The sequence below is a fragment of the Streptomyces flaveolus genome (genome assembly GCF_000716535.1).
Classification (GTDB): Bacteria; Actinomycetota; Actinomycetes; order Streptomycetales; family Streptomycetaceae; genus Streptomyces; species Streptomyces flaveolus_A.
This window is the reverse complement of sequence record NZ_JNWV01000059.1, coordinates 1-22,612: the sequence shown is the minus strand read 5'-3', so window position 1 is coordinate 22,612 and position 22,612 is coordinate 1. Positions and strand designations below refer to the sequence as shown.

Below are 22,612 nucleotides of genomic sequence, written 5' to 3'. Positions count from 1 at the left end.
ATGGCAGCACTCTCCACCGAACGGCGTCGGTCGAGTCTGAGCGGCTGGAGCGGGCGCTCCATCATCGGCGTCCTGCTCGTCGTCTTCATTCTGTTCTTCGCCGTCCCGATCGTCTGGCTGCTCCTCGCCGTCACGAAGTCTTCCAAGGCGCTCGTCGTCGACCACCCGTTCTCTCCCGGGTCCTGGTCGGCCTTCGCCGCGAACTGGCATCAGCTTTTCGACTTCCAGGACGGCGCGGTGGCGACGTGGATCGGGAACTCCGCGCTGTACGCGATCGGCGCTCTGGTGATCACGCTCCTCGTCAGCATCCCCGCCGGCTACGGACTCGCCCTCACGGAGTTCAAGCTTCGGCAGGCGCTGCTCGTGCTGACACTCGTCGTCATGCTGATCCCCAGCACCGCCTTGGTGCTGCCCATCTTTCTCGAGCTGAACAGTGTCGGTCTCATCGGCAGCCCGCTGTCGGTGATCCTGCCCATGTCGTTCTTCCCGTTCGGCGTCTACCTCACCTACATCTACTTCTCGACGAGCATCCCCCGGGACATCCTCGCCGCCGCCCGCATCGACGGTTGCACCGGCTTCCAGGTCTTCACCCGCGTCGCCCTTCCGCTGGCCGCCCCGATCGTCGCGCTGGTGGCGTTCTTCAGCTTCGTGCAGAACTGGAACAACTTCTTCCTCCCGTTCGTGATGCTCCCGTCCAGCGACGGCTACCCGATCCAGGTCGGACTCACCTCACTCCTGGCCGCCACCCCGGCCTTCAACCCCAGCTCCGCAGGATCCGACTCCGTTCAGCTGCCCACCTTGGCGCTGGGGACGATCGTGTCGATCCTGCCCGTCCTGATCGTCTTCCTGTTCTCCCAGCGATTCCTGGTCGCGGGCATGACAGCCGGAGGAACCAAGGAATGACCACCAGCGCATGCAAGGAGAACCACGACCGATGAAGATCACTGGGTACCGCAGCCTGAGCACCGTCCATGACTGGGGCAGGATCACCGGGGACGTCAACGGGGTCCAGTCCAGCCATGCGACGCCGGTCCCCGTCCTCATCATCGAGACCGACACCGGGATCGAGGGGGTCGGCCTCGGGTCCCATGCTGACATCGCGCGTGTCTTTCCCGCGATCGAGGGCGACGACCCGCGGTCGGTCGTGGCGCTCTACGACCGAATGCTCGCCTGGGTGTTCAAAGCCGGTCACTCGGGATCCACGTTCGGCACCATCGGGGCCGTCGACATGGCCCTCTGGGACATCAAGGCCAAGGCCGCCGACGAGCCGCTGTGGCGGACCCTCGGGGCCCGCTCGCGCTTCGTTCCCGGGTACGCCTCCGGACTCGAATACGGCCTTCCCGACGAACAACTCGCCGAACTCTACGGTCGGTTCGCGGATCGCGGCTTCAAGGCCGGCAAGCTCAAAGGCGGTCGCGACCTCGACCGCGATCTGCCTCGACTGGAGATCATGCGCGACGTTCTCAGCCGTAACTCGCGCCGACCGGCGCTCATGTTCGACGCCAACGAGTCGTGGAACCACGCCCAGGCCACCCGGTACGTCGCCGCCATCGAGGAACGCATGGACCTCACCTGGGTGGAGGAACCACTACGCCGGTGGGACGCGGCCGGAATGGCCTCGCTGCGCGGAAAGGTGCGCGCGGCGATCGCGAGCGGCGAGAACCTGACCGGGCTGGAGCAGTACCGCCCCCTGCTGGACGCCAACGCGGTCGACATCGTCCAGGTCGGCAATGTGTGGGGCGTCACCCACTTCCTTCGTGTCGCGACACTCGCCCACGCCCACGACCTGCCGGTGAGCCCCGTCGCGTACAACGCCAACCCGGTGGCGCACGCGGCCGCCGCCGTGCCGAACCTCCTGACCTGCGAAGTCCAGGATCTTCGCTTTCCGATCGGTCTTGACGTGGACCAGCAGTTCGAAGACGGAGGTATCGTTCTGGGCGACCGTCCAGGGATCGGGATCGTGGTCGACGAGTCCCGGCTGTCACCGGTCGGCGCCACCGCGGCCCAGCCCGCGGCAACCGGACCGCACATCCGACCCGAACGCGCTGCCCTGCGGCTGGTGGCCGAGCCGGACCGGATGGACGCCCCGTCGCGCGCCGGGGGGAGGCCGTCGTGACCCTTCGACCTGAGCGCAGGGCCCTGGTGGTGGGTGTGCGCCCCGAGAAGCGCGAGGAGTACCTGACGCTGCACCGCGCCGTGTGGCCGAGCGTCGAGCGCAAGCTCACCGAATGCAACGTGCGCAACTACAGCATCTTCCTCTTCGGAGACACCCTTTTCGCCTATTACGAGTACATAGGAGAGGACCACGAGGCGGACATGCGTCGGATCGCCGAGGACCCGGCCACGCAGGAATGGTGGACGCACACCGACCCGTGCCAGGTGAGAATCGCCGAGGAGCGTGTTCCCGGGGCGCTGTGGCAGCCCATCGACGAAGTCTGGCACCTCGCATGAGTGCCGGTGTCGACGCCCATGTACACCTGTGGGACCGCTCCGTGAACCCGCAGGACTGGATCGACGCGGAGACCATGGCCCCGATCGCCCGCGACTTCGACGCCTCCGATCTGAGCGGGATGCTGGCTTCCACCGGACTCGACCGTGCCGTGGTCGTGCAGTCGAGCAACAGCCTCGAAGAGAGCATCTGGCTCGCCGGGCTGGACTCACCGGTCGTCGCCGGTCTCGTCGCCTGGGTCGATCTCGCGGCGGAGGTGGGACCCCAGCTCGACCGGATCCGCATGAACGCCGCCGTTCCCGTCGTCGGGGTGCGGCATCTGACCCGCATCGACCCGGACCCGCAGTGGATGATGCGCGAGGAGGTCAGCGCGGGTCTCACCGTGCTCGAGCGTGAGGGCCTCCGCTTCGACCTCGTCGTGCGCGAGTGGCAGCTTCCTCAGGCGATCCACCTGGCCACGCGCCACAGCGGACTCCGCTTCGTGCTGGATCATCTGGGCGGCCCGCCCGAACCGGGACAGAACAGGAGTGGGTGGGCGTCGCGGCTGCGCGAACTCGCACGGCGACCGAACGTCGTCGCGAAGGTCTCGGGACTCACCTCGGGCCTCGCTCCCGGGTCATGGTGTGCGGCCGACCTTGCCGCCTCGGTGACCGTAGCCGTGGAATCCTTCGGCCCTGAGCGCCTTCTGTATGGCTCCGACTGGCCGTTGGCCGAGCTCGGCGGAGGAGCGGCGCCCTGGAAGTCCGCTGTGGAGGCCCTGCTCGACGGGCTCTCCACGGTGGAACGGGCGCGGGTGTTCGGCGGCAACGCCGCGGACGTCTACTCGCTTTCCTGACCGCGCGCCCGGCCGCGCGCCCGCGGCGCGTGGTCGGGCAGCCGACGGCGCTCCCACGAGACGTGGATGTGATCGTGCATCGCCTTTTGGGCCGCGGCGACGTCCTGCCGTGAGATGGCATCAACGATCGCAGCGTGTTCCTTCAGCGTCAGCTCGAACGCGTCAGGAGGGTCGATCCCCTGGTAGCGGCTGGACTCCACGGCGCGCTTGTACAGTTGCTTGGCGATGTTCTCCGCCAGCCGGTTGCCGGAGATCTCCATGAGTGCGTAGTGGAACACCACATCCGCTTGCCGGAAGGAGTCTGCCTCGGACGCGCTCTCACGCATCGTGGTCAGCGCGTTCTCCAGCCTCCTCAGCCCGTCTGCGCTGCGAGATCCGGCAACAGCGCCCGCCATCGCCGACTCGAGGCTCGCCCGCACGACCGTCAGTTCGTCGAGGACGCCGAGCGTCTCGTCGTTGTCGATCAACGCGGACAGCACCACCGGATCGAGCATGTTCCAGTAGCCCGGCGCACGCACCTGAGTCCCGCGACCCTGAGAAACGATCACCAGACCCTTCTCCTCCAGTCGCTTCACCGATTCACGCAGGACCGTGCGACTCACGCCGAAGTGCTCGCTCAGTGGACCCTCGGGGGGCAGCAACTCGCCTTCCTGCAACTGGCCCGTCACGATCAGGTCGACGAGCTCGGAAACGACGGCGACACCCAGGCGGCCGGCGGGCAGGCGTCGCGGGAACAGGCGGGTTGCGGGCTGCGACTCGGTTGGCATACGTATGACCTTACCGCTCAATCAAGGGGCGATGCAGGCATCCGCCTGCCCAGAGGCCGGAGGGTGCGAAGACGGCTGCACCTCGCCGGAGGGCTGGTCGGGGAGCCGGAGCCGGATCCCGCCGCTCCCGACGACCTGAGCCGTGGTGGAGGACCTGGCAGGCGATGCACCACGGCCGGGCCCAGGCCGTCATCGGCGGCTCCGCCCGCGAGACCCAGGTGCGGTTCTTCACCGAGACCGAGGCCCGCGAGTGGGCCACCACCGGCAAGAAGGCCGCCGACGGCCCGAACCCAGCAGCCCTCCCCATGCAGGCCGACCCGGTGCGGATGCAGAAGCCGCCCCCGCCGGACACCCAGCCCGCCGCCGCGCCCGGGAACCCCCTCGCCGACCCCTGGAACACCACGCCGACCACGGCCGCGCCCGACCCGGTCCCGGCTCCGGCTGCCGACCCGAGCGACGCCACCCCAGCGGCGACGTCGCCGGCGGCCTCGGTCGATGACGACCAGGCGGTGGGACTCCGCGAGGCCCACGAACGCCACCTGCCGGACATCACCATCGCCGCGCTGCGCTACGCCCGCGCTGACAAGTCACCGTCCGGCTCCTGCCAGGGCGACGCACAGGGCGGCCAGTGGCAGACGGGCGGTGCCCGCAACGGCCAGGGTGCCGAGCGCGGCAGCGACCAGCACCGCACCGAGGCAGCAGGGCATGAGCAGGCCGCGCAGCTCGGCCAGCCGTCCCAGCAGCGGCAGTCCGAGCGCCGGGGCGATGCCGTGGAGGGCGGCCAGCAGGCCGGCGGTCGCCAGGAAATGGCCGTCTGCTCGCGCCGCCAGGATCAGGGCGACGGGTGCCATGCCCAGCGCGAGGCGCCCGGCCACCGAGGAGAGCAGCAGGCGGTGGCAGTGCCGGTGCCGCAGTACGCCGCGGAAGGCCGGCGCAGTGCGTGGTGCCGCCGCGGGGCCGGCCGGGATACGGGGTACAGGCGGATGCGGTGCGCGGATCGGCGCCGGGGTGGTGCGGGGGACATCACCGACCTGCGCGTGGGCCATCGCCTGCCTGCCTCAGAGTTCGGGGAGTCTCGCGGGGGGCCGCCCGCACGGCCGGTTCGTCGGAGGACCGCGCGGGCGGCACGACGGGGCTGCACATCACACCAAAGGGCTACACAGCCGAGACCAGGCCCCGGCCGCGCCCCTCGAATAGGGAGGTTCCGGCTGCCGGCTCATGAGACGGACGTGGTGCGTGCGGAGTTGATGCTCGGGTGACGCATCCAACGGTTCGTCGTTTGTCCCAGCATGATCAGCCGCTGTACGACCCATCGAGTTCACCGAGACGCCCCGGCCGGCCGTCGCCTCGCCACCGTCTTCGATCGCCTCGTGGTGGAGCCTGCTCGAGAACTGGAGCCCGCCGTATGAGCTACGGGGTAGCTAACAAGGGTGCCGAACGGCGAAACGAGCGCAGTGTCGTGCGGTTCGGCGCCCTCCCGAGGGCGGATGATCAGCCGATTCCATCTGGCCGCGGGGCTGGCAGGCCCAGCAGGACCGGTCCCGGGGAAGCTGCGGAGCCGACCTGACTGATCTTAGACTCGGCGCCGGCCAGGCTGACGCGGAGCCCTTCGATCTAAGATCAGTAGGCCGTGTATCGAAAGTGCATCTTGAGCTGTGAGAGCAGGGGGCGGTGCTGAAGCCACTGTCGCCGAAGGGGGCCAGGTCGAGCAGGCCGCCTGTCCGGCCTGGCGGCAACTGATCGTCGGCATACGGTTTTCGTGTCCGGACTGGAGTTCCGTGGCGGGACGTCCCCGTCGAATACGGACCATGGAACCGGGTCTACGACCTGTTTCGCCGATGGCAGCGGAACGGCACCTGGTACCGGATCCTGACCCGGCTCCATGCCCTGGCCGACGCGAAGGGCGCCATCGTCTGGAACCTGAGCCTCGACTCCACGGTCTGCCGTGCCCATCAGCACGCGGCCGGGGCCCGCAAGCACGGCGGCCTGCAGAAGGAACCACCGGGCAGCATCTTCACCGAGCCCCATGATCATGGGCTGGGACGTTCGTGATCAAGGCTGGGTAGCGCAACGAATGGCTGTGACCAGGGCCTTCAAGGCTCAGACTCATAAGGGCCGCCCCGGAAGTACATACTCCTAGGAGCCGGTCCGCTTCTCGATCCGCTCCAGGGCCTGCCCCAGGTATTGGGCGAAGCGCGGGTAGTTCTCGCTCATCGGGAAGTGGCCGATCTCCTTCATCTCGATGAACTCCGCTCCGCGGATGGCCTCCGCGGTCCGGCGCCCGTCCTCGGGGGTGGTGAGGTAGTCGTACTCGCCGGTCAGCATGATCACGGGACACCGCTCGCCATCGATGTCGTCCAGCCGGTCCCTCAGATCGTGGTCGACCGAGTAGAAGTACAGGTCGCCCTTGAACGCCTCCGATCCCTGGGTGTAATAGAACCAGGTTGCCCAGCGGTCCTGCTCCGGGGACTGCGGTGCCATGAGGTCCCACACGCCGCTGGCGCACACCTGGGCGGCGTTGGCGTGGGGATGCTGCCACCAGTCGAGGTAGAAGCCGGGTGAGTAGTCCGCACCCTCGACGGGGATCACCGCTTTGAACCGGTCCGGGTGCCGCAGGGCGAGTTGCAGGGCCACGTTGCCCCCGAACGACGACCCCATGAAGATCGGGTCCTGCAGTTCGAGGGCGTCGCAGAAGGCGACGATGAAGGACGTGAAGTGGTCCGCGGTGAGCCGGTACTCCTCCTTCCACCACTCTTGGTTCCACGGCGGGTCCGACTTGCCGTGCCGGGCGAGGTCGTAGGCGATCACCCGGTAGCGGCCGGTGATCTCCTCGTCCTCGAGGAGGCCCCGCCACTGGTGGTTGTGGCAGCCCGCTGTGTGCTGGCACACCAGAGGCGTGCCCTGCCCGTTCTCCAGGTAGAACACCCTGTACTGCGCGTCCTCCACGTCGATGGTGACGTAGTGGCCGGTGACCGGTGAGATCTTGCCGCTGACCATGGGGAGCTCCTATGTCTCAGGAGGGGATGGAGCGGGCCCGGCCTCGTCTGCCGGCCCGAGGGGGCCTGTGACGCGCAGCAGCTCCAGCTGCCGGGTCACGCAGCGCAGGTTCTGCATGAGCACGAGCAGGTCGCCCTCCAGGCGCATGCCCCGCCGGAACGTGGCCGCCCAGATGCCGTGGCACATCGGCGGAGGCGTCTCGCTGCAGAAGCCCTGCCATGTCTCCGCGTCCGCGCGGATCGCGAAGTCGTAGGCCGCCAACGGCTCGGGATCGGTGATCAGTTCGTCCACCTTTCCCTTGTGCATGCGCACGAGGAACCGGTGGGGGTCCATGTCCAGCAGGAAGCTGCACGAGTAGTACGTGCCGTGGGCCTGCAGTTCCGGATCGTCGTCGCTCAGCCGACGGAACTCCTCCGCCGCGTCGGTCGTCGTCGCTGATGTCATGTGCCACCTCGAGACTGTCGTCGCTGCCGTACGTCAGGACGTCGCACCGGCACGGTGACCAGCCGATCCCGGCCGGCGACCACTTCCCGGCCTCGCTCCTCCCAGCCTGGGCATCCTGTCGGCCGCCTGCAATCCGGATGCGGGCCCTCGGGCGGACGGAACCCTTCGCAGACGCCCTCTTCCTGCTCGTGGTCGAAGACCTCTGGTACCGGGACAGCACACCTAGGGCCGCTGTGCGGAGAGGTCGGTGACGCGTTTGGCGCCGCTCGGCGGCAGCTCGCGCCCGGCCACATGCCGCGTGGGCCCTGGTCAGCGACGCGCCGGGCAAGCCTGACGCTTCCGGCGCCTGCGGCACACACCACGCAGCGTGTCCCGCCCACCGGTTCCACCGCGGCGGGTCCGCCGCCGAACGCTCACTGGCTGCAGGAAGACCCTGGCGGCGCCGTGGGGCCCGGGGGCTGGGCGTTGATGCGCAGGAAGGTGCAGCGCTTGATCGTCGGGTTCGAAAGGATCTCGCACGGAACGTGGAACCCTCGATCTCACGGCAGAGCGGCCGCGCCACCTCCGGGACGCGTTCACCGAGGCAGCCGACGCCTCGGGGTGCGCTCCAGACGACCAGCGAGCGCACCACCCGCAGCCCGGACCGCGCCGCGGCCGGGAGACCGGCCACTGAGAGCGCACCGATGCCGCGCACCCCATGCCGTGGTGCGCACCGACGATGTCCGGCATCCACTCCACCGAGTGGACTCCAACCAGTGGAGCCCACTCGCCGGGAGCGGACGGCATCGTGACGTTCGTACGGTTGAGCCCGTGCTGGATCAGCCACTCAGAGGAGGGCGGCCGCACCCCTCACCCCGCCGCCGGGTTTCCTTGCGGGCACTGGGCACCGGGCGGCCCGCTGCGCCGATCGCCAGGACATTGCCTATCTATGGCGGGTACCTTCACCGGCAAGTTCCACCTTCAGCCCTGCAAGAGGGGCAGCCTTGCACCAGCCACGTCGAAGGGACTGGCGGTTCGTGGAGACCAGACGCCTGCGCTGGGAAGAGCTGCCGGCAGTTGTCCGGACGGCGGTCCAAGAGCACACCGGCCGGTCTTCGGCGTGCAGACCATGGTGGGCGGGAACAACGCCGCGATCGCGGCTCGGCTGCGCGCTGCGCGAGGCGAGATCTTCGTCAAGGGGCTCCCCCGTACGCATCCGCAGATGTGGGCGCAGCAGCGGGAGGCCGAGCTGGGTGTGCACGTGGCGCCGATCGGCCCCCGACTGCTGTGGCATGTGGAAGCCGGTGGGTGGAGCCTGCTCGGCTTCGAGTGCATCACCGGGCGGCACGCCTGTTACGCCCCTGGTTCCCCCGACCTGCTCCTGCTTGCGCAGACCCTTTCTGATCACTCGTGAGCGGTCGTATCTGGGGGACTGGGTCTGGGCGGGCCGTGGCGCTGTCTGGCTCGACGCGGCGAGCGCCGTCATCTGGCTTCTTGCCAGTGAACTGCACACCCCGGCCGGCGCCGAGGCGTGGGCCGCGCGTATGCCGGCCTGGCACCAGGCGCCCGCCCGTTCTCTGGATGCTTTCGCCGCGGCCAATGCGGTGAAGTGGGGTGAGATCGCCGCGCGCGAGGACTGGGCGCGCGGATTGTGGCGCGGCGCCCGGTTGTGGGCCGGCCATCGCAGCCGCTGAGCCGCCCCGCCGCTGTGCGCCGTCCACGGACGTCCTGGCAGGTCGCAGGCAGGAGTCGGGAAGCCGCTGGCGTGTCCGGAGGCGTCTTACCCGGCCCCGGCTCACGGACGATCACCTGTTCCGTCTGCTTCATCGACTTGGTTGGGGTGGCCCACGTCCAGGCCGGCTGGTACCTGTACGCCCCGGCGTACGCGCTCGTGGAAGCCGACCGTGCCCGGCCCGGCACCGCGGAACACCTGGCCGTGCTGCCGGGCATCACCGTGCTCGACCGCGACCTCGACCTGCCCGCCGCGTTGGCCGTGGCCCGGCAGGACACCTGGGCGGCGGCCCACTGCCAAGCCGTGGACGGGAGTGCCCGAGAAGAGGCGGCGGCCGCTGCGCCCGCGCGTGCAGGCCGTGCAGCAGGATCCGCTCGGCTCCTTCGACCGCCGCTACGACGTGGAACGAGTGTGGGGGGAGGCGATCGCGCTGACAGCGGTGCGTGGTCGACGCGAGCGCCGCGCCTGAGCGGCGACCCTGCTCGATCAGGTCGGGCTGCCCGCATCGGTGCGGTGCCGACGCCCCCGAGAACTCTCGGGCGGACAGCAGCGGCGCCGCGTGGCCATCGCGCGCGCCCTGGCACCGACCCCCGACGTCGTCGTGTGCGACGAACCGGTGTCCGCGCTGGATGTCCCGGTCCAGGTGCGCATCCTCGACCTGCTCGACGACCTGCGTCGCGAGACGGGCGGGACGTTGCTGTTCATCTCCCACGACCTGGGAGTCGTGCACCACGTCAGCGATCGCTCAGTGGTGACGTGGGACGGAGCCGTCGTCGAGTCCGGTGACGTACGCACCATCTTCGACCGTTCCGCCGAGCCCTCCACCGGACAACTCCTGGCCGCGGTGCCGGGAGGCCCCTTCACCCCGGCGCCGGCTCCCGCGGACCCTTCGCAACGCGTACCACCGGAGTAAGTCGTGCTGAGCGGTTCGGAGAGTACTGGATGGCCCGCTTGTCGCCCCGGTTGCCCCAGTCGAAGAACAACCGCCCGCGCCCGCCGTCCACCGGCCGCAGGATCTCGACGTCACCGCTGAAGCGCACCCGGCCGGCGCTGTCGCGCGGCGCGAGGTCGAGGTCTGGGATCGAGCGGTGGGCTGAGACCAGCCGACGATGAGGCCGGCCAGCGGCGTGCCCGCGGTGACGAACCAGCCGAGAACGGAGAGCCGGTGTGCCACCACCTCGGTGAACGGCCCCTGCAGCAAGACTGCCCTGAGTAGCCGGGAGAAGAGCACCAGCGCGAGCGCACCGAACAGCAGCCAGGGCAGTTCACCCCCGAGGTCGGCGGCGCGCTGACCCATCGACTGCCCTGACACAGGCGCGCGGCACTGCTGGACACCTTCACCCCCATGCCCACCGGCAGTGGATCCGTCAGTGAGGCGTTGTGCCAGAAGTCCGTCTGCACGCAGACCGCCCCGTCGTCGCAGACGGCCTGGGCGCGGCCGTGCACGCCTTCCGGCAGTGGTCGCGGATCCACCCGGCGACGGGCCGCGAGGGGTACGTGCCGGTGGCGTTCGTGTTCACCGGGAAGACCGAAGCCCAGCGCGCCAGCCGGCTCCGACGCCTGGAGCGGCCGCCCGCTTCCATGCCCGCGATGATCTGTGACATCGCGCCGGAGCCGGAGTTGTCGAGCACTTTGCCGACGAGCAGGTCGGCATCGGGGGCGACGCCTCGTTCCTTGCCGCCGGACGCGGCGCCGGTTCCGGCGACGGTGGAGGCGGTGTGGGTGCCGTGACCGTTGTGGTCGATGACGTCCTCGCCCGGGACGGAGCTCCGGGTGCCGATGATGCGCGGGGCGAGGTCGGGGTGGGGGGTGTCGACGCCGGAGTCCGGTACGGGGCCGCCAGACGGCGAACGGTCCGTCCGTGGTCGTGCTACCACGGACGGACCGGCCTTTACCCGCGTGCGAGCCGCGGGGTGGCGTCAGCGCAGGCCGAACGCCCGGATCACGGTCTGGTGCACCGCGTTGCCCGCCGAGTCCTCGGCGCTCGCCCTGAGCGACACGTAGGACGCGTTCTTCGGTGCGTCCAGGCGGTACCGTCCGTCATGGTCACCGGTGGCCCTGTGCCATGTCGTGCCGCCGTCGTAGGACAGCTCCAGGGTGACCGCGCCGACCCGGCCGGCGCCGGCGGCACCCGGCAGCTGTGCGGCGGTGGCGGACAGGGTGTCGTGCCTCCCGGCCCGCCCGGCCTGGTCGGTGGCGACCGTGTAGTCGATCTGCACCAGCGGCAGGACCGCGTCGGAGCCGTCCGACGCCGCCTTCGAGGTGAAGTCCCACTCGGTGCGGGTGCCGGAGGAGTACGGGGTGAAGGGAACGTCGCGCTTGCCCGTGACGACCAGCCGGTACGGCAGCTTCCCGGCGCTGGGCGCGTCGCCCGAGACGTTCGTGAAGGTTCCGGTGCCGAGTTCCTTGGTGCCTTGGTAGAGGGTCTGGCGCTGCTCCGCTCCGCTGTCGATCTGGTTCATGCCGACGTGGTCGCGGCTGCCCCAGGCTGGGATGTCGATGTACAGATGGTCGCCCTTGCGCGTGGGAAGACTGTAGACGTCGTTCAGGTAGGGCCGTTCGATCGGCTTGAACCATTCCTCGGACTGCCTGCTGCCCGCCCGGTAGGCGGTCTTGGCCCCGGCTTCGAAGACCATGCCGTCCGCGTAAGCGCTCTGGCTCCAGCTGTTGAACGCCCCGGTGGAGACCCAGTCGGTGCGCTTGCCGCGCACCGGCTCCGGCATCAGCTCGCCGATGGCCCAGTCGTTGTAGGCGGGCCAGTCGAAGCGGAACTCGCCGCCGGTCTTCCCCGGAGCCGGGCTGTCGAAGGTCTCGTCGACCCGGGCGAGGTTCCTGGAAGTGCCCGGCACCACCATGCGGTCGGGGATCTCGTTGTGCCAGGTCCGGCTGAGGTCGTAGACGTACGGGCTCACGGGTGCGGAGTCGACCGTGACGGAGGCGTCGCGGGCCCGGGCCTGCTGCACGAGCTTCTCGCCCTCGTCGGTGCTGAGCAGGCCCACGTCGAGCGGGACGGGTGTCGAGCCGAACGGCGCGTTGTAGCGGCGGAAGCCGCGGCCGTCCACGTTGTTCACGACCAGCATGAGTTCGGCGCCCGCGGCTGTTGCGGCGGCCGCCTGGTCGATGTCGGTGACGTCGTCGTTGCGGCGTACCACCACGGCCTTGCCGTGCGCGTCGAGGTGCGCGTAGTCGCTGCTCGCGCCCTGGCCGGCGAAGACCAGGGGGAGCTTGGCACTGCCCTTGGGCAGGGGGGTGACGCCGTCCTGGCGCAGCACATCGGTGAAGTCGGTGGTGCGGGTGGAGACGGCCAGCGCGGGCTTCTCCTTGCGCCAGCGGGCCGCCAGGTAGAAGTCGCCGTGAGTGACCTTGTGGGTGGTCGGCTGGGCCCACAGGCTGTCGTAGTTGGTCTGGGTCTCCATGTAGTCCCGCCAGACCTGGCCGCCCATCATGCGGGTGTAGTCCAGCCGCTGGTAGGTCGTCTCGGTCCGCTGAGGGGCCGTCATGTCGATGCGGTCGATCGCGGACGCGTCAAGGGTGACGGTGGTGTCGCGGTCCAGGTTGACGTCGGGGTCGCCCAGCAGGGCCATGCCCCACGAGTGGGGGCCGTGGACGCCCTGCACCGTCTTGAAGGAGAGCACCGAGTACACGTCCTTGGGCAGGTACATCTGCCCTGTGCCGGAGGCGTCGATCTCGACGAACGCGGGGGAGTCGTCACCGGACCTGAGCAGTTCGACCACGCCGGACATGGGCCGGCCATGGGCGTCCTTGAACGTCATGGTCAGTTTGTGTTCGACGTCCCCGAGGGAGACGGCGGTGTGCGCCGCGACCTTCCCGGCCGAGGTTCTCGCGACGACCTGGCCGGTGTACCGGCCGTCGGCGGGGGCGACCGAGCCGTCGATGGTCACGGTGACACCGGCGCTGCCGTGCGCGGGCACGACCACCTGGGGGGCGGAGAGGCGGAACACGCCGGCCGGGGCGTGTGCGGCTTCGACGGTCAGCGCGAGGGTGACCGGCGTGTCGGTGGTGTTGGTGTAGGTCACCGGGCGCCGCACGCCGCCGGCGGGAGTCTGCGGGACCTGCGCGGCGTACGCGGTCGCCGTGGCGAAGACACCGGCGTGCGCGGCCGCGGCGAGGTCGAGGCGGCCGCTGCCCGCCTGGAAGGCGTCGTACTGCGGGGTCTGCCGGGAGCTGCTGGTCAGCAGGTCCTTCAGCTGGCCTCCGGTGAGGTCCGGATGAGCGGCGGCCATCAGCGCGGCGGCGCCCGTCACGTGGGGCGTGGCCATGGAGGTGCCGCTCATGGTCTGGTAGGCGCCCGCGTCGTTGCCGTCGAACCGGGAGTTGGCCGCCAGGATGCCGACGCCGGGCGCGGTGATCTCCGGCTTCAGGGCGCCGTCCACGCGGGGGCCCTGGCTGGAGAAGTCGGCCACGGAGTCGCCGGAGTCGACGGCGCCCACGGTCAGCGCGGTGCTCGCCGCGCCCGGTGCGCCGATGGTGCCGGGTGCGCCCGCGTTGCCGGCCGCGACGACGAACAGCGCGCCCGTCTCGGCGCTGAGCTTGTCGACGGCCTGGCTGAGGGGGTCGGTTCCGTCGGACGCCTGCGCCTCGCCCAGACTCATGTTGATGACCTTGGCGTGCTGGTCGACCGCGGCCCATTCCATGCCGGCCAGGATCCAGGAGGTCTGTCCGGAGCCGGTGTCGTCCAGCACCTTGGCGATGTCGAGGCGGGCGCCGGGGGCGACGCCCTTCTCCCTGCCGTCGGAGGCCGCGCCGGTGCCGGCGATGATGGACGCGACATGTGTGCCGTGGCCGAAGTGGTCGTCGGTGTTCTCGCCCGGTACGAAACTCTGCCGGCTCGCGACGCGGTCCACGAGGTCGGGGTGCCCCGCGTCGATGCCGGTGTCGAGGACCGCCACGTCCACGCCTTGTCCGGTGTTGCCCTCCGCCCAGACCTGAGGCGCGCCGATCTGCTTGGTGCTGTCGGCGAGGTCGGCGTGGACGAGGCCGTCCAGCCAGATGTGCGCGATCCCGTCGGCGAAGGCGGGTGCGGCGGCCTGCTTGCGGGCTCGGTCGGTCGTCGCGGTCCCGGCCACGGACTTCCAGAAGTCCGCGGCGCGCGAGCGGTCCGCGGTGAGGGCGGCGCCGCGTATGCCGTCGAGGGTGCGGACCCGGGTCGCCCCGGCGGGCAGAGCAGCGGCCTTGAGGCGTGTGCCGGCGGAGTGCGTGTAGGAGACGATGAGCGGCAACTGGTCGCGGTGCGCATCGTCGTACCCGTCGGCGATCATGTCCGTGATGTTGAACAGCTGCCGGTCCAGGGTGCCCTCGGCGACGAAGGGCAGTACGGACTCGGGGAACACGTAGAGGTCGTCGCCCGACGTCAGGATGCGGGTCTGAACGGGGCGCCCGGAGGCACCGCGGACGCTGACGGTGCCTCCGGCCTCGCCGTCGGTGCCGGGGCTCCGCCGGGTGGTGACCACGTCACCGGTGATCAGTGTGACGGAGTGGTCGCCCGCGGGCACCCGGTCGGACGCGGATGCGGTGGACGCGGCGTCGAGGCGGGCTGCTGAGGACGCCGAGGCAGTCGCGTCGTAGGGGCCCGCCAGCGCGAGAACCAGAGCGCCGGCCGCAACCGGCACGCTCCAGCGTCTGCGGTGGTGTGCTTTCACAAGGTCTCTCCCGGCTCTGCGGTCGGGCAGAGCACGGTCGTCCTCTGCCGTCCACGTTGCGCCACCTGACGGCTCGTCGGCATCGAAGGCCTCCGATCCCTTCCACAGACGGCGTGAACGTTCAGAGTGAAGGCTTGTGAAGGAGAGATGTCTAGATCAGACTCGTGTCGTAGATCGCCAGTTGGCGATTCGCGTCACGCGCATCCCGACGGGCCGTCGGGTGGTGATCACGGGAGGGCGGCCGGTGCTGAGCACGCTGGGGATCAGCGAGTTCGACGAAAGGGTCTACCGGGTCTGTCTGACCAGGTCGGGCCGGACGGCCACCGAGATCGCCGAGATCCTGGGCACCACGCCCAGCCGGATCCGGCGCACGATCTCCCGGTTGGTGGAGCTGGGCATGCTGCGGAAGGAAGGGCACGGCCAGTACCGTCCGGTCAGCCCGCACACCGCGTTGAGCGCGCTGCTCGCCAGACGCCGGGCCGAGAGCGAGGCGGCGTTCACCGCGGTGTGGGGCGCCGTCGAGGACCTGGCGGACGAGTACCGCGCCCGCCGGCTCCGGGAGGATCCGACCGGACTGGTGGAGGTGATCACGGGCGAGGCGGAGATCACGTTGCGCGTCGCCGAACTGATGCAGTCGGTTCGCACTCACTTCTGGGTGCTCGATCGTCCTCCCTATCTCGGCCATTACAGCACCGAGTTGGAGGAGGCCCTGACGATGGACCTGCTGGGCCGCGGCGTCGACATCCGGTCCGTCTACACCCCTGAGGCGCTGGCGCAGCCCGGCCGTTTCGAGCTGATCACCCACCTTGCCCGGATCGGCGAGCAGGCCCGCATCCTGCCGGCCCTGCCGTTCAGACTGCGCATCATGGACCGACGCGTCGCGCTGGTCGCGCTGGTCCCGGGCCGTTACGACATGATCGCCGTGGTCCACAGGTCGGGACTGCTCGATGCGCTCCTGGAGTTGTTCGACTCCTACTGGCAGCGTGCGCAGTCCGTCGTCGCCACCGACCCGGCGACGGCCGACGGGCCGAGCGCTCAGGACCTCCTGCTGCTGAAGATGATGCAGGCGGGGTACAAGGACCAGGCGATCGCCCGGCAGCTGGGGACGAGCGCGCGCACCGTGACCCGCCGGATCGCGGCGATCGCCTCCGGGCTCGGCCTCGACACCCGCTTTCAGGTGGGGGCCGAGGCCGCGAAGAGAGGCTGGATCTAAAGGGGTTGTGCCTTCGACGCCGAAGGCGAGTGTCCGCGGGGCATTCTCCGTGCCGAGCACGCCCTACGGCGAGCCGGTCACGTGCCGAGACGGGCGAAGGCCCGAAGTTCCTCCGCGAAGAGCCGGGGCTGTAGGCCGTCGCAGCCGCCGACGCCCTGCTGCTCACCGTGCCTGACCAGCTCGGCGTCGACTACAACGCCCGTGTCATCGACAGCGTCCTGACCCATGTGGCGCTGGAACTCGGCTGGCGCTGACACGACGGGAGCGTGGTTCTGGTGCGCCGGCACACCGCGGCCCGGGCACGTGTGGGGCGTGTCCGGGCCGGGTGCCGGGTGCCGCGCCGGCCGCGATGTCAGGCGGCGAGGGGCTTGTGAAGGGCGTCGAGGCCGCCGCGGTAGATGCCGGTGAGCAGGTCGACGACCTCGTTCTCGGTGGCGCCGTCCGGGTTGAAGCGGCCGGACCACTGGACCTCGGCGGCGTTCTCCTCGCCGGGGATCGCATGGACCCGGATGGTGGACACGTAGCCGTTGACGGGGAACGGGGCCTGGAGGATGGCGTAGCTGTAGTGGCGCTCGGCCTCGTTGAAGTCGACGGGGCGCTCGATGATGACGTCGCCCTCGGGGTTCTTCAGTCGGCGCACCCGGCCACCTTCGAGCGCGGTGCTCTCCGGGAAGTAGGGAAGCCAGTCGGACAGGGCGTGGAAGCCGCCGATGAGGCTCCAAACCCTCTCGGGCGAGGCGGGCACGATGCGGTTGACGGAGGTGGAGGCCATGGTCGTTCTCCTGGATCCTGGTGCGGGGGGTGCGGGGGGTGCGGGGTCAGGCGCCGTCGGGCAGCGGGGCGGCCGGGCTGACCAGACCGCTCGCGCGCAGGTCGCGCCAGAACGCGGCCGGGACGTCCTCGTCCAGGGCGGCAATGTCCTCGGCGATGCGGCTGGGCCGGGTGGCGCCGGGGATGACGGCGGCGGCCACGGGGTGGGCGAGGGAGAACTGCAGGGCGGCGGCAAGGAGGGCCGTCTCGACTTCGGTCGGCTTCAGGCCCGGGCCCGCCGCCGCGGTGCCGGTGCCCGGCAGGCCGCCCGGAGTGCGCTGGCGCACCCGATCGTGTTCGGCGTCCTCGCTTGGCGGACTTGGTGTCCCACTGCTGGAAGTCCGCCTTGCTCTGCTCGTACACCTGCCCGCCCTCGGTGGCGCTCGGCGACCCCGGCCCAGCGCAGGGCCTTCGTGAAGAACCTGAAGGGCGCCCGGAAGAGCGGCTCCCGGCTCGACCGGCGCTGGACCTACGCTCTCGGCGGCATCGAGGTGGAAGTGCCGCGCTGAGCGGATGCGGCGGTACACGCTCCCGGCCTTCGGCGCCCGCACCGAGCGTCACGCCGCCGTCGGGGTGAGGGGCAGCCGGTGGCTCCGACACTGCCGGAGCCACCGCCGGCCGCCAGGAGACCGGCGGGATCTACGCCGGACGGCCGTAGGCCTGCTCGGCCGCCTGGTAGCGCTCCACCAAGAGCGGGTCCATCACGGTGGATCCCGGTCCGAAGAACTTGCCGAACCGCTCCCGGTACTGCTGGAACCAGTGCGGTCGCTCGGACAGGAAGAAGACGTCGTGCAGGGCGATGGCGCGGATGGCGAACAGGGGCAAGGGTGCCTTGCTCACCGTGAAGCGGGGGTTGCGTGCGGCCGTCACCTCGCAGTTCTCGTGGAACTGGCCGATCATGAGCCCCTGTGCCACGAAGGCGTCCTTCACCCGGGCATGGGCCTGGTCGAGCAGTCCGGTGTCCTCGCTGCGCAGGTCGGGAAGGGCGACCACCATGGCCCGCAGCATGGGATTGCGGCCCTGCCAGGTCGTCAGCTCGTACTCCCGCAGGCTGCTGCGGGCGATCTCCTCGATGAGGTCGAGGGTCGGCGCGTGGCCGGCCAACCGCAGCCGGATCTCCATCGTCCGGTTCTTGCGAGAGGGGGCGACGAAGGGACAGATGGGGCCCGTGCGGCCGATCTCCGGATGGCTCGCCGAGATGTACTCGGTCAGCCATTCCTCGACGGTCTCCAGCGTGGACGCGAAGTCGACCAGGGATGCCGTGGACGTCATGACGCACCGGTCAGTTCGGCGACGCGGTCGACCGCGACACGTGCGAGCCGCTGGACCTCCGACTCGTCCGGGACCCGGGCGTTGACGAAGGTGAGGATGTTGTCCTTGGCGACGATCACCCAGGCGGTCTCGATGCGGAAGTGGTCGACGGTGGACAGCCACCGCACGAGAAAGCCGCCGTCTCCCAGCTCGACAGGGCTTAGATCCATCCTTGAGATGTCCAGCTGCACGCCGTCGTTGAGTTCCATCCGGTACTGCGTGCAGGCGTGCACCGCGTCGAAGAGCTCCTGGTAGACCTGCCGGCAGGTCCCGTGGCCGAACTCGGCGACATGGTGGAACACCACCGACCCCACCACGTTCGTGAACAGCGCGGAGGCGTGGTGCACCGTTTCGGGATGCGTGCCGTGCGTGAGCATGTTGGTCAGGTCGACGATGGCCCGCCCCGCCTCGTCGCCGGAGACGTAGACGGGATCGTAGGCGGCGCTCGGCTCCTCGCCGTAGAACGACTCCTCGAGGTCCTCCTCCCGTAACAACAGCTGCTGGAATGCGGCGTCGTCCATCAAGGTCTCCTATCGGCGCATGAGGCTCAGCGGGCGCATGTCGGTCCAGTGCTCCTCGACGTAGGCGAGGCAGGTCTGGCGGTCGCTCTGGCCGAGCGCGACCGTCCAGCCCGCGGGGACCTCGGCGAACGAGGGCCACAGCGAGTGCTGGCCCTCGTCGTTGACGAGCACCAGGAAGGTGCCGTCGGGGTTCTCGAAGGGGTTGCTCATCATCGCTCCCTGCGCAATGCCGTCGGATGGGGGCCGGGTGTGCCGGTCAGTGCTCCTGCGCGACCCTGGTCACGTAGGTGTGGATGCCGTCGATCGAGGTGAACTGGGCCATGTCGTCGAACTGCGGTTCGATGACCAACCCGTGCCGCTCCTCCAGGACGTGCTGAAGGACCACCAGCGTGAAGGAGTCAATCACCAGCTCAGCGTCGTCGGTCAGTTCCTCGGGCGGCCCGAGTCCCGCGTTCTCGGTCAATATCGCCCTGAGGTCGTCTTTCGAGATCATCGGTCCCCCTGCGCCCGTGAGGGCGATTCCGACAGGACGCGTCCGTGCATCAGCGCACGGTCGCGGATCAGCTTCCCCATGGAGTTCCGCGGCAGCAGCCGTGTGATGTGGAACCGCTTGGGGATCTTGACAGGGCTCAGCCGCTCCCGGCACCAGACCGTCAGCTCGTCCGCGCCCACGGCAGGGTCGGCGCCCACGAACGCCTCGATGACCTCTTGGTGCGTCACGACGGCCTCCGTCACCCGGTCGTGGGCCAGGAGGACGTTCTCCACTTCCGTGAGGTCGACCTTCAGTCCGCCGATCACGGCTAGCGAATCGGCACGGCCGAGCATGCTGAGCACCCCGGTCACGGGGTCCTGCCGGACCCGGTCGAAGGTCCGCAGCCAGCCGTCCGTCCATCGGTCGGCGTGCCGGCCATACAGGTACGGCGAGCGGTCCATCCGCACGTACAGCTCCTCGTCGACGACCTTGACCTCGACCCCCGGCACGGGGAGCCCCAGCCGCGGAGGGACGGACGTGCCGGACAGGTCACCCGCGATCAGTCCGATCTCGGTCAGTCCGTAGACCGGGCTGATCGGCAGGCCGAAGCGCGCGCGGAAGTTGTCGTACGTCTCCTGCGGCACCCGCTCGCCGCCGGACACCGCGACGCGCAGTGCTGGCAGTTGGGGCCGGTCGGCGACGCGGGACAGCAGGTCGTAGTGAACGGGCGTCCCGTAGACGGCGGTCGTCCCGGTGGCCGCCATGAGCCGTACGACCTCGGCCGGGCGCAGCGTCGGCGGGATGATCAGTGTCGCCCCGGACGCGAGGGCGTGCAGCACGCCGCTGACCAGGCCCATGTTGTGCATGACCGAGTTCAGCAGCATCATCCGGTCGTCCGCGCCGGGGATCCCGGGGAGGGCGGCGTGCCGGTCGATCTCGGCCAGCACGGAGTCGGCGGGTCGGCCGATCACCTTGGGCCGTCCGGACGAGCCCGAACTGAACTGCACCAGTCGTATCCCGTCTTCGGCGGGCCAGCCGTCCGGCAGCCGTTGGACCGTGAAGTCCGACTCCTGACGGAATCCGGCCACCGGCCCGCCGGCGTCGGCCGCGGCGACGAGGTACTGCGGACGCACCTGCTGGACCAGGGGCGCGTACTCGGCCGGCTTCAGTCGGAAGTCGACCAGGACCACCTGTGCCCCGCGGCCCCACAGGGCCAACAGCACCTGAATGTACGTGAAACTCGGCGTCATCCTCAGGAGAACCGAGCTGCCTTCGCCGATTCCCTGGCTCCGGAATCGCTCCTCGAACTCGGCCACCGCACCGCGTAACTGTCCCCGGGTGGCCGAAGCGCTTGACACGGCCCACGGGTCGTCGTCCGCGCCGCGGTTCAGCAGATGACTCACCCACTGTGTTTTTGCCATACGGGTTTCCTTCTGTGAAACAGCCTCGGGAAACGTGCGATCGGCATTTATGGAAATTGAAGCTAACACCGTCGATAAACGACGGGCAAGAGCCGTCGATCAAGGCGGGCCGTACCCGCAGGCGACGCGCGGGTCCTGACGTCGGCCGCCGCACCGGCGGGGCGCCACCTGCGAGGAGGGCGGTGCGTCCGGGGTGCGGCGGGCAGCCGTCGTGTCCCGCCGCACGTGCGAGCGGTGGGCCTCCACCAGCCGAACCAGGGGGAGTTGGCCGCCTGACCGCATCGGCGGGCACCACGGCCGATGCCGGGCGTGCGCGCGGGCCCCGCCGGGTCTCCCCGTGTGTCCCGCCGGCGGGACAGGGCGCCGGACATGCACGTGGCATAGCCGGTTGATCTCCTTGACCCTCCGGATATCCCAGGGTTAGGTTTCCCTCTGTCGTGTTTCCGGGCGGTTACGTCCGGCTCTTGTACGCATGCGGCGATCCGCATCGCTCCGACAGTGCGGAGTTCGCCGTTTCACTTCTGCGCGATCGAATTTACGACGCGCTTTCCAGGGAATTGTGAGTTTTTCATTCCTGTCTCTCCGGCCGTCCGTGCGGGGGAATTCTCGGAGGTGGAGACTTGTCCATCAGTGCCGGCAGCACGCTGCCCCTCACGGCTGCGCAACGCGAAATATGGATCGCCGAGCAGCGGATGGGGAGAGGGAATCGAGTCTTCCGGGTGGGGGAGTACCTGGAGATCCACGGAGGCGTGGACCCGGAGCTGTTCGCGCGAGCCCTGCGGCTCGTCGTCGGCGAGGCGGAGGCGCTGCACGTCCGCTTCGTCGAGGAAGGTGACGAGGTCCGGCAAGCCCTCCGAGAGCCTGCCGACTGGCCGCTCACGGTCACCGACCTGAGCGCGGAGCCGGACCCCGAGCAGGCCGCCCGCGACTGGATGGACGCCGCGGTCGCCCGGCCCATGAACCTGACCGAGGACCGGCTGTTCGAGTACGCGCTGCTGAAGGTCGGTGCAGACCGCTTTTGGTGGTACCAGGGCTACCACCACGCCGTGATGGACGCCTTCGGCGCCCTGCTGATCACACGCCGGGTTGCCGACGTCTACACCGCACTCGCCCAAGGCGGCCCGGTGGGAGCCAGCCCGTTCGGCACGCTGTCCGACCTGATCGCTGCCGAACAGGCCTACCAGGCATCGGAGCAATTAGCCCAGGACAGGGCGTACTGGACGGAGCGCTTCGCCGACCGTCCGCAACCGGCAGGCATCGTCGGCACACCGTCGACCACGCCAGAGCGCTATCTCCGGCACACCACCGCATGGGAACCGGCGGAACACACGGCGCTCCGCGACGCGGCCCGCCGGGCCCGCGCCCCCTGGTCGCACCTGGTCATCGCCGCCGCAGCCCTCCACGTCCACCGGACGACCGGCGCGGCTACCGTCGTCCTCGGCCTGCCGGTCACGGCACGCCTCACCCAGGTGGGGCGCCGCACTCCCGGCACGGCTGCCAACGTCCTCCCGCTCCGGCTCACGCTACGACCGGAGCTGGCACTCGGCGAACTCCTCACCCAGATCGGCGAGCGCGTGCGCGAACTGGGCGGCCACCAGCGGTACCGGGCCGAGGACATCCAGCGCGACCTCGCACTGCCCGGCCGCATCGGGACGTGGTACGCGCCCGTCGTCAACGTCATGTCCTTCGACTACGCGATCACGTTCGCCGGACTGCCGACCACCGCGCACAACCTCACCTCCGGCCTGGTGGGCGACCTCACCCTCGCCGTGTGGGACCGACGTGACGGCGCCGGGCCGGTCGTCGACGTGAACGCCCACCCCGAACTGTGCACGCAGAACGAACTGGCCGTTCACCACCGGCGCCTGCTCACGGCTCTGCGAGCTGTAACGGCGACGGATCCCTCCCGGCCGATCGGGCGGATGGATCTGTTGTCCGCGGAGGAGCGGGCGGCGGTGTTGGCGGGGCCGGCCGCTGTGGTGCCGGCTGCTGTGGTGCCGT

The 22,612-nt window shown here is 69.9% G+C and carries 21 protein-coding genes and 5 pseudogenes; 13 read left to right on the top strand and 13 right to left on the bottom strand.

The genetic code is table 11. The features are described from left to right. Genes OO52_RS42015 through OO52_RS42000 form a run of 4 tightly spaced genes read left to right on the top strand, consistent with a single transcriptional unit; the run spans nt 1 to nt 3,284 of the window. Entirely contained in the window at nt 1-903 is a 903-nt protein-coding gene (locus OO52_RS42015) for a carbohydrate ABC transporter permease (protein WP_196945999.1), read from the top strand. A gap of 31 nt (nt 904-934) precedes the next feature. Then, nucleotides 935-2,116, top strand: a complete 1,182-nt coding sequence (locus OO52_RS42010) for a mandelate racemase/muconate lactonizing enzyme family protein (protein WP_030653074.1) — start codon at nt 935-937, stop codon at nt 2,114-2,116. After that, nucleotides 2,113-2,451: an L-rhamnose mutarotase gene (locus OO52_RS42005; protein WP_030653071.1), complete on the top strand. Its 339-nt coding sequence runs from the start codon at nt 2,113-2,115 to the stop codon at nt 2,449-2,451. Before OO52_RS42010 ends, OO52_RS42005 begins: the two co-directional genes overlap by 4 nt. Next, complete coding sequence (locus OO52_RS42000; RefSeq protein WP_030653068.1) at nt 2,448-3,284, top strand: amidohydrolase family protein; 837 nt, start codon at nt 2,448-2,450, stop codon at nt 3,282-3,284. Before OO52_RS42005 ends, OO52_RS42000 begins: the two co-directional genes overlap by 4 nt. On the opposite strand, the gene OO52_RS41995 is transcribed toward OO52_RS42000, so the two are convergent. Both OO52_RS41995 and OO52_RS41985 read right to left on the bottom strand, forming a co-directional pair. After that, the gene (locus tag OO52_RS41995) at nt 3,269-4,051 is read right to left on the bottom strand and encodes a FadR/GntR family transcriptional regulator (protein WP_030653066.1); all 783 of its coding nucleotides are present in this window, start codon (nt 4,049-4,051) and stop codon (nt 3,269-3,271) included. The two genes, OO52_RS42000 and OO52_RS41995, sit on opposite strands and share 16 nt — an antisense overlap. Nucleotides 4,052-4,638: 587 nt before the next feature. Beyond that, on the bottom strand, nt 4,639-5,097 hold the full coding sequence (locus tag OO52_RS41985; protein ID WP_030940352.1) for a hypothetical protein: 459 nt from the start codon (nt 5,095-5,097) through the stop codon (nt 4,639-4,641). A gap of 625 nt (nt 5,098-5,722) precedes the next feature. On the opposite strand from OO52_RS41985, the pseudogene OO52_RS53490 reads away from it, so the two are divergent. Continuing rightward, nucleotides 5,723-6,100: pseudogene (locus OO52_RS53490) on the top strand (transposase); the annotation flags it as partial. A gap of 87 nt (nt 6,101-6,187) precedes the next feature. Here OO52_RS53490 and OO52_RS41980 read toward each other — a convergent pair. Beyond that, nucleotides 6,188-7,048: an alpha/beta fold hydrolase gene (locus tag OO52_RS41980; protein WP_030653060.1), complete on the bottom strand. Its 861-nt coding sequence runs from the start codon at nt 7,046-7,048 to the stop codon at nt 6,188-6,190. A gap of 9 nt (nt 7,049-7,057) precedes the next feature. After that, nucleotides 7,058-7,492 carry a hypothetical protein gene (locus OO52_RS41975; protein WP_030653057.1) on the bottom strand — a complete coding sequence of 145 codons (435 nt, stop codon included), beginning with the start codon at nt 7,490-7,492 and terminating at the stop codon, nt 7,058-7,060. Between the two features lie 1,099 nt (nt 7,493-8,591). Between OO52_RS41975 and OO52_RS50350 the strand changes: the two genes are divergently transcribed. The 5 genes and pseudogenes from OO52_RS50350 to OO52_RS50340 all read left to right on the top strand — a co-directional run bounded on the left by OO52_RS50350 (nt 8,592) and on the right by OO52_RS50340 (nt 10,116). Further along, nucleotides 8,592-8,885, top strand: a complete 294-nt coding sequence (locus tag OO52_RS50350) for a hypothetical protein (protein ID WP_030653054.1) — start codon at nt 8,592-8,594, stop codon at nt 8,883-8,885. Further along, complete coding sequence (locus tag OO52_RS51200; protein WP_158712624.1) at nt 8,857-9,165, top strand: hypothetical protein; 309 nt, start codon at nt 8,857-8,859, stop codon at nt 9,163-9,165. The genes OO52_RS50350 and OO52_RS51200 overlap by 29 nt, the downstream gene beginning before the upstream one ends. 110 nt (nt 9,166-9,275) lie before the next feature. After that, a pseudogene (locus OO52_RS53485) lies at nt 9,276-9,572 on the top strand (hypothetical protein); the annotation flags it as partial. Beyond that, nucleotides 9,517-9,672 carry a hypothetical protein gene (locus OO52_RS51850; protein WP_167347944.1) on the top strand — a complete coding sequence of 52 codons (156 nt, stop codon included), beginning with the start codon at nt 9,517-9,519 and terminating at the stop codon, nt 9,670-9,672. The pseudogene OO52_RS53485 and the gene OO52_RS51850, both read left to right, overlap by 56 nt. 9 nt (nt 9,673-9,681) lie before the next feature. Next, on the top strand, nt 9,682-10,116 hold the full coding sequence (locus tag OO52_RS50340; protein WP_167347946.1) for an ATP-binding cassette domain-containing protein: 435 nt from the start codon (nt 9,682-9,684) through the stop codon (nt 10,114-10,116). Between the two features lie 664 nt (nt 10,117-10,780). On the opposite strand, the pseudogene OO52_RS50335 reads toward OO52_RS50340, so the two are convergent. Then, nucleotides 10,781-11,035, bottom strand: a pseudogene (locus tag OO52_RS50335) (S8 family serine peptidase); the annotation flags it as partial. Between the two features lie 87 nt (nt 11,036-11,122). Beyond that, nucleotides 11,123-14,863 carry a S8 family serine peptidase gene (locus OO52_RS41955; RefSeq protein ID WP_245240328.1) on the bottom strand — a complete coding sequence of 1,247 codons (3,741 nt, stop codon included), beginning with the start codon at nt 14,861-14,863 and terminating at the stop codon, nt 11,123-11,125. Between the two features lie 244 nt (nt 14,864-15,107). Here OO52_RS41955 and OO52_RS41950 point away from each other — a divergent pair, with 244 nt between their 5' ends. Both OO52_RS41950 and OO52_RS54400 read left to right on the top strand, forming a co-directional pair. Further along, entirely contained in the window at nt 15,108-16,076 is a 969-nt protein-coding gene (locus OO52_RS41950; RefSeq protein WP_030653041.1) for a helix-turn-helix domain-containing protein, read from the top strand. A 134-nt stretch (nt 16,077-16,210) separates the two neighbouring features. Then, nucleotides 16,211-16,330: pseudogene (locus tag OO52_RS54400) on the top strand (LLM class flavin-dependent oxidoreductase); the annotation flags it as partial. Between the two features lie 98 nt (nt 16,331-16,428). Here the strand turns inward: OO52_RS54400 and OO52_RS41940 are convergent. The 7 genes and pseudogenes from OO52_RS41940 to OO52_RS41910 form a co-directional block, all read right to left on the bottom strand. Further along, on the bottom strand, nt 16,429-16,848 hold the full coding sequence (locus tag OO52_RS41940) for an SRPBCC family protein (RefSeq protein ID WP_030653035.1): 420 nt from the start codon (nt 16,846-16,848) through the stop codon (nt 16,429-16,431). 46 nt (nt 16,849-16,894) lie between these two features. Further along, nucleotides 16,895-17,080, bottom strand: a pseudogene (locus OO52_RS41935) (aldo/keto reductase); the annotation flags it as partial. Nucleotides 17,081-17,525: 445 nt separating this feature from the next. Then, entirely contained in the window at nt 17,526-18,158 is a 633-nt protein-coding gene (locus tag OO52_RS41930; RefSeq protein ID WP_030653030.1) for a DUF6875 domain-containing protein, read from the bottom strand. Further along, the gene (locus tag OO52_RS41925) at nt 18,155-18,718 is read right to left on the bottom strand and encodes a hypothetical protein (RefSeq protein ID WP_030653026.1); all 564 of its coding nucleotides are present in this window, start codon (nt 18,716-18,718) and stop codon (nt 18,155-18,157) included. The genes OO52_RS41930 and OO52_RS41925 overlap by 4 nt, the downstream gene beginning before the upstream one ends. Before the next feature lie 9 nt (nt 18,719-18,727). Then, on the bottom strand, nt 18,728-18,928 hold the full coding sequence (locus tag OO52_RS41920; RefSeq protein WP_030653023.1) for an MbtH family protein: 201 nt from the start codon (nt 18,926-18,928) through the stop codon (nt 18,728-18,730). Between the two features lie 46 nt (nt 18,929-18,974). Continuing rightward, on the bottom strand, nt 18,975-19,211 hold the full coding sequence (locus OO52_RS41915) for a hypothetical protein (RefSeq protein ID WP_030653020.1): 237 nt from the start codon (nt 19,209-19,211) through the stop codon (nt 18,975-18,977). Then, entirely contained in the window at nt 19,208-20,611 is a 1,404-nt protein-coding gene (locus tag OO52_RS41910) for a class I adenylate-forming enzyme family protein (RefSeq protein WP_063738850.1), read from the bottom strand. The genes OO52_RS41915 and OO52_RS41910 overlap by 4 nt, the downstream gene beginning before the upstream one ends. 620 nt (nt 20,612-21,231) lie before the next feature. Between OO52_RS41910 and OO52_RS41905 the strand changes: the two genes are divergently transcribed. Next, nucleotides 21,232-22,612: condensation domain-containing protein (locus OO52_RS41905; protein ID WP_234339951.1), on the top strand; the 1,381-nt coding region annotated here is incomplete at its 3' end.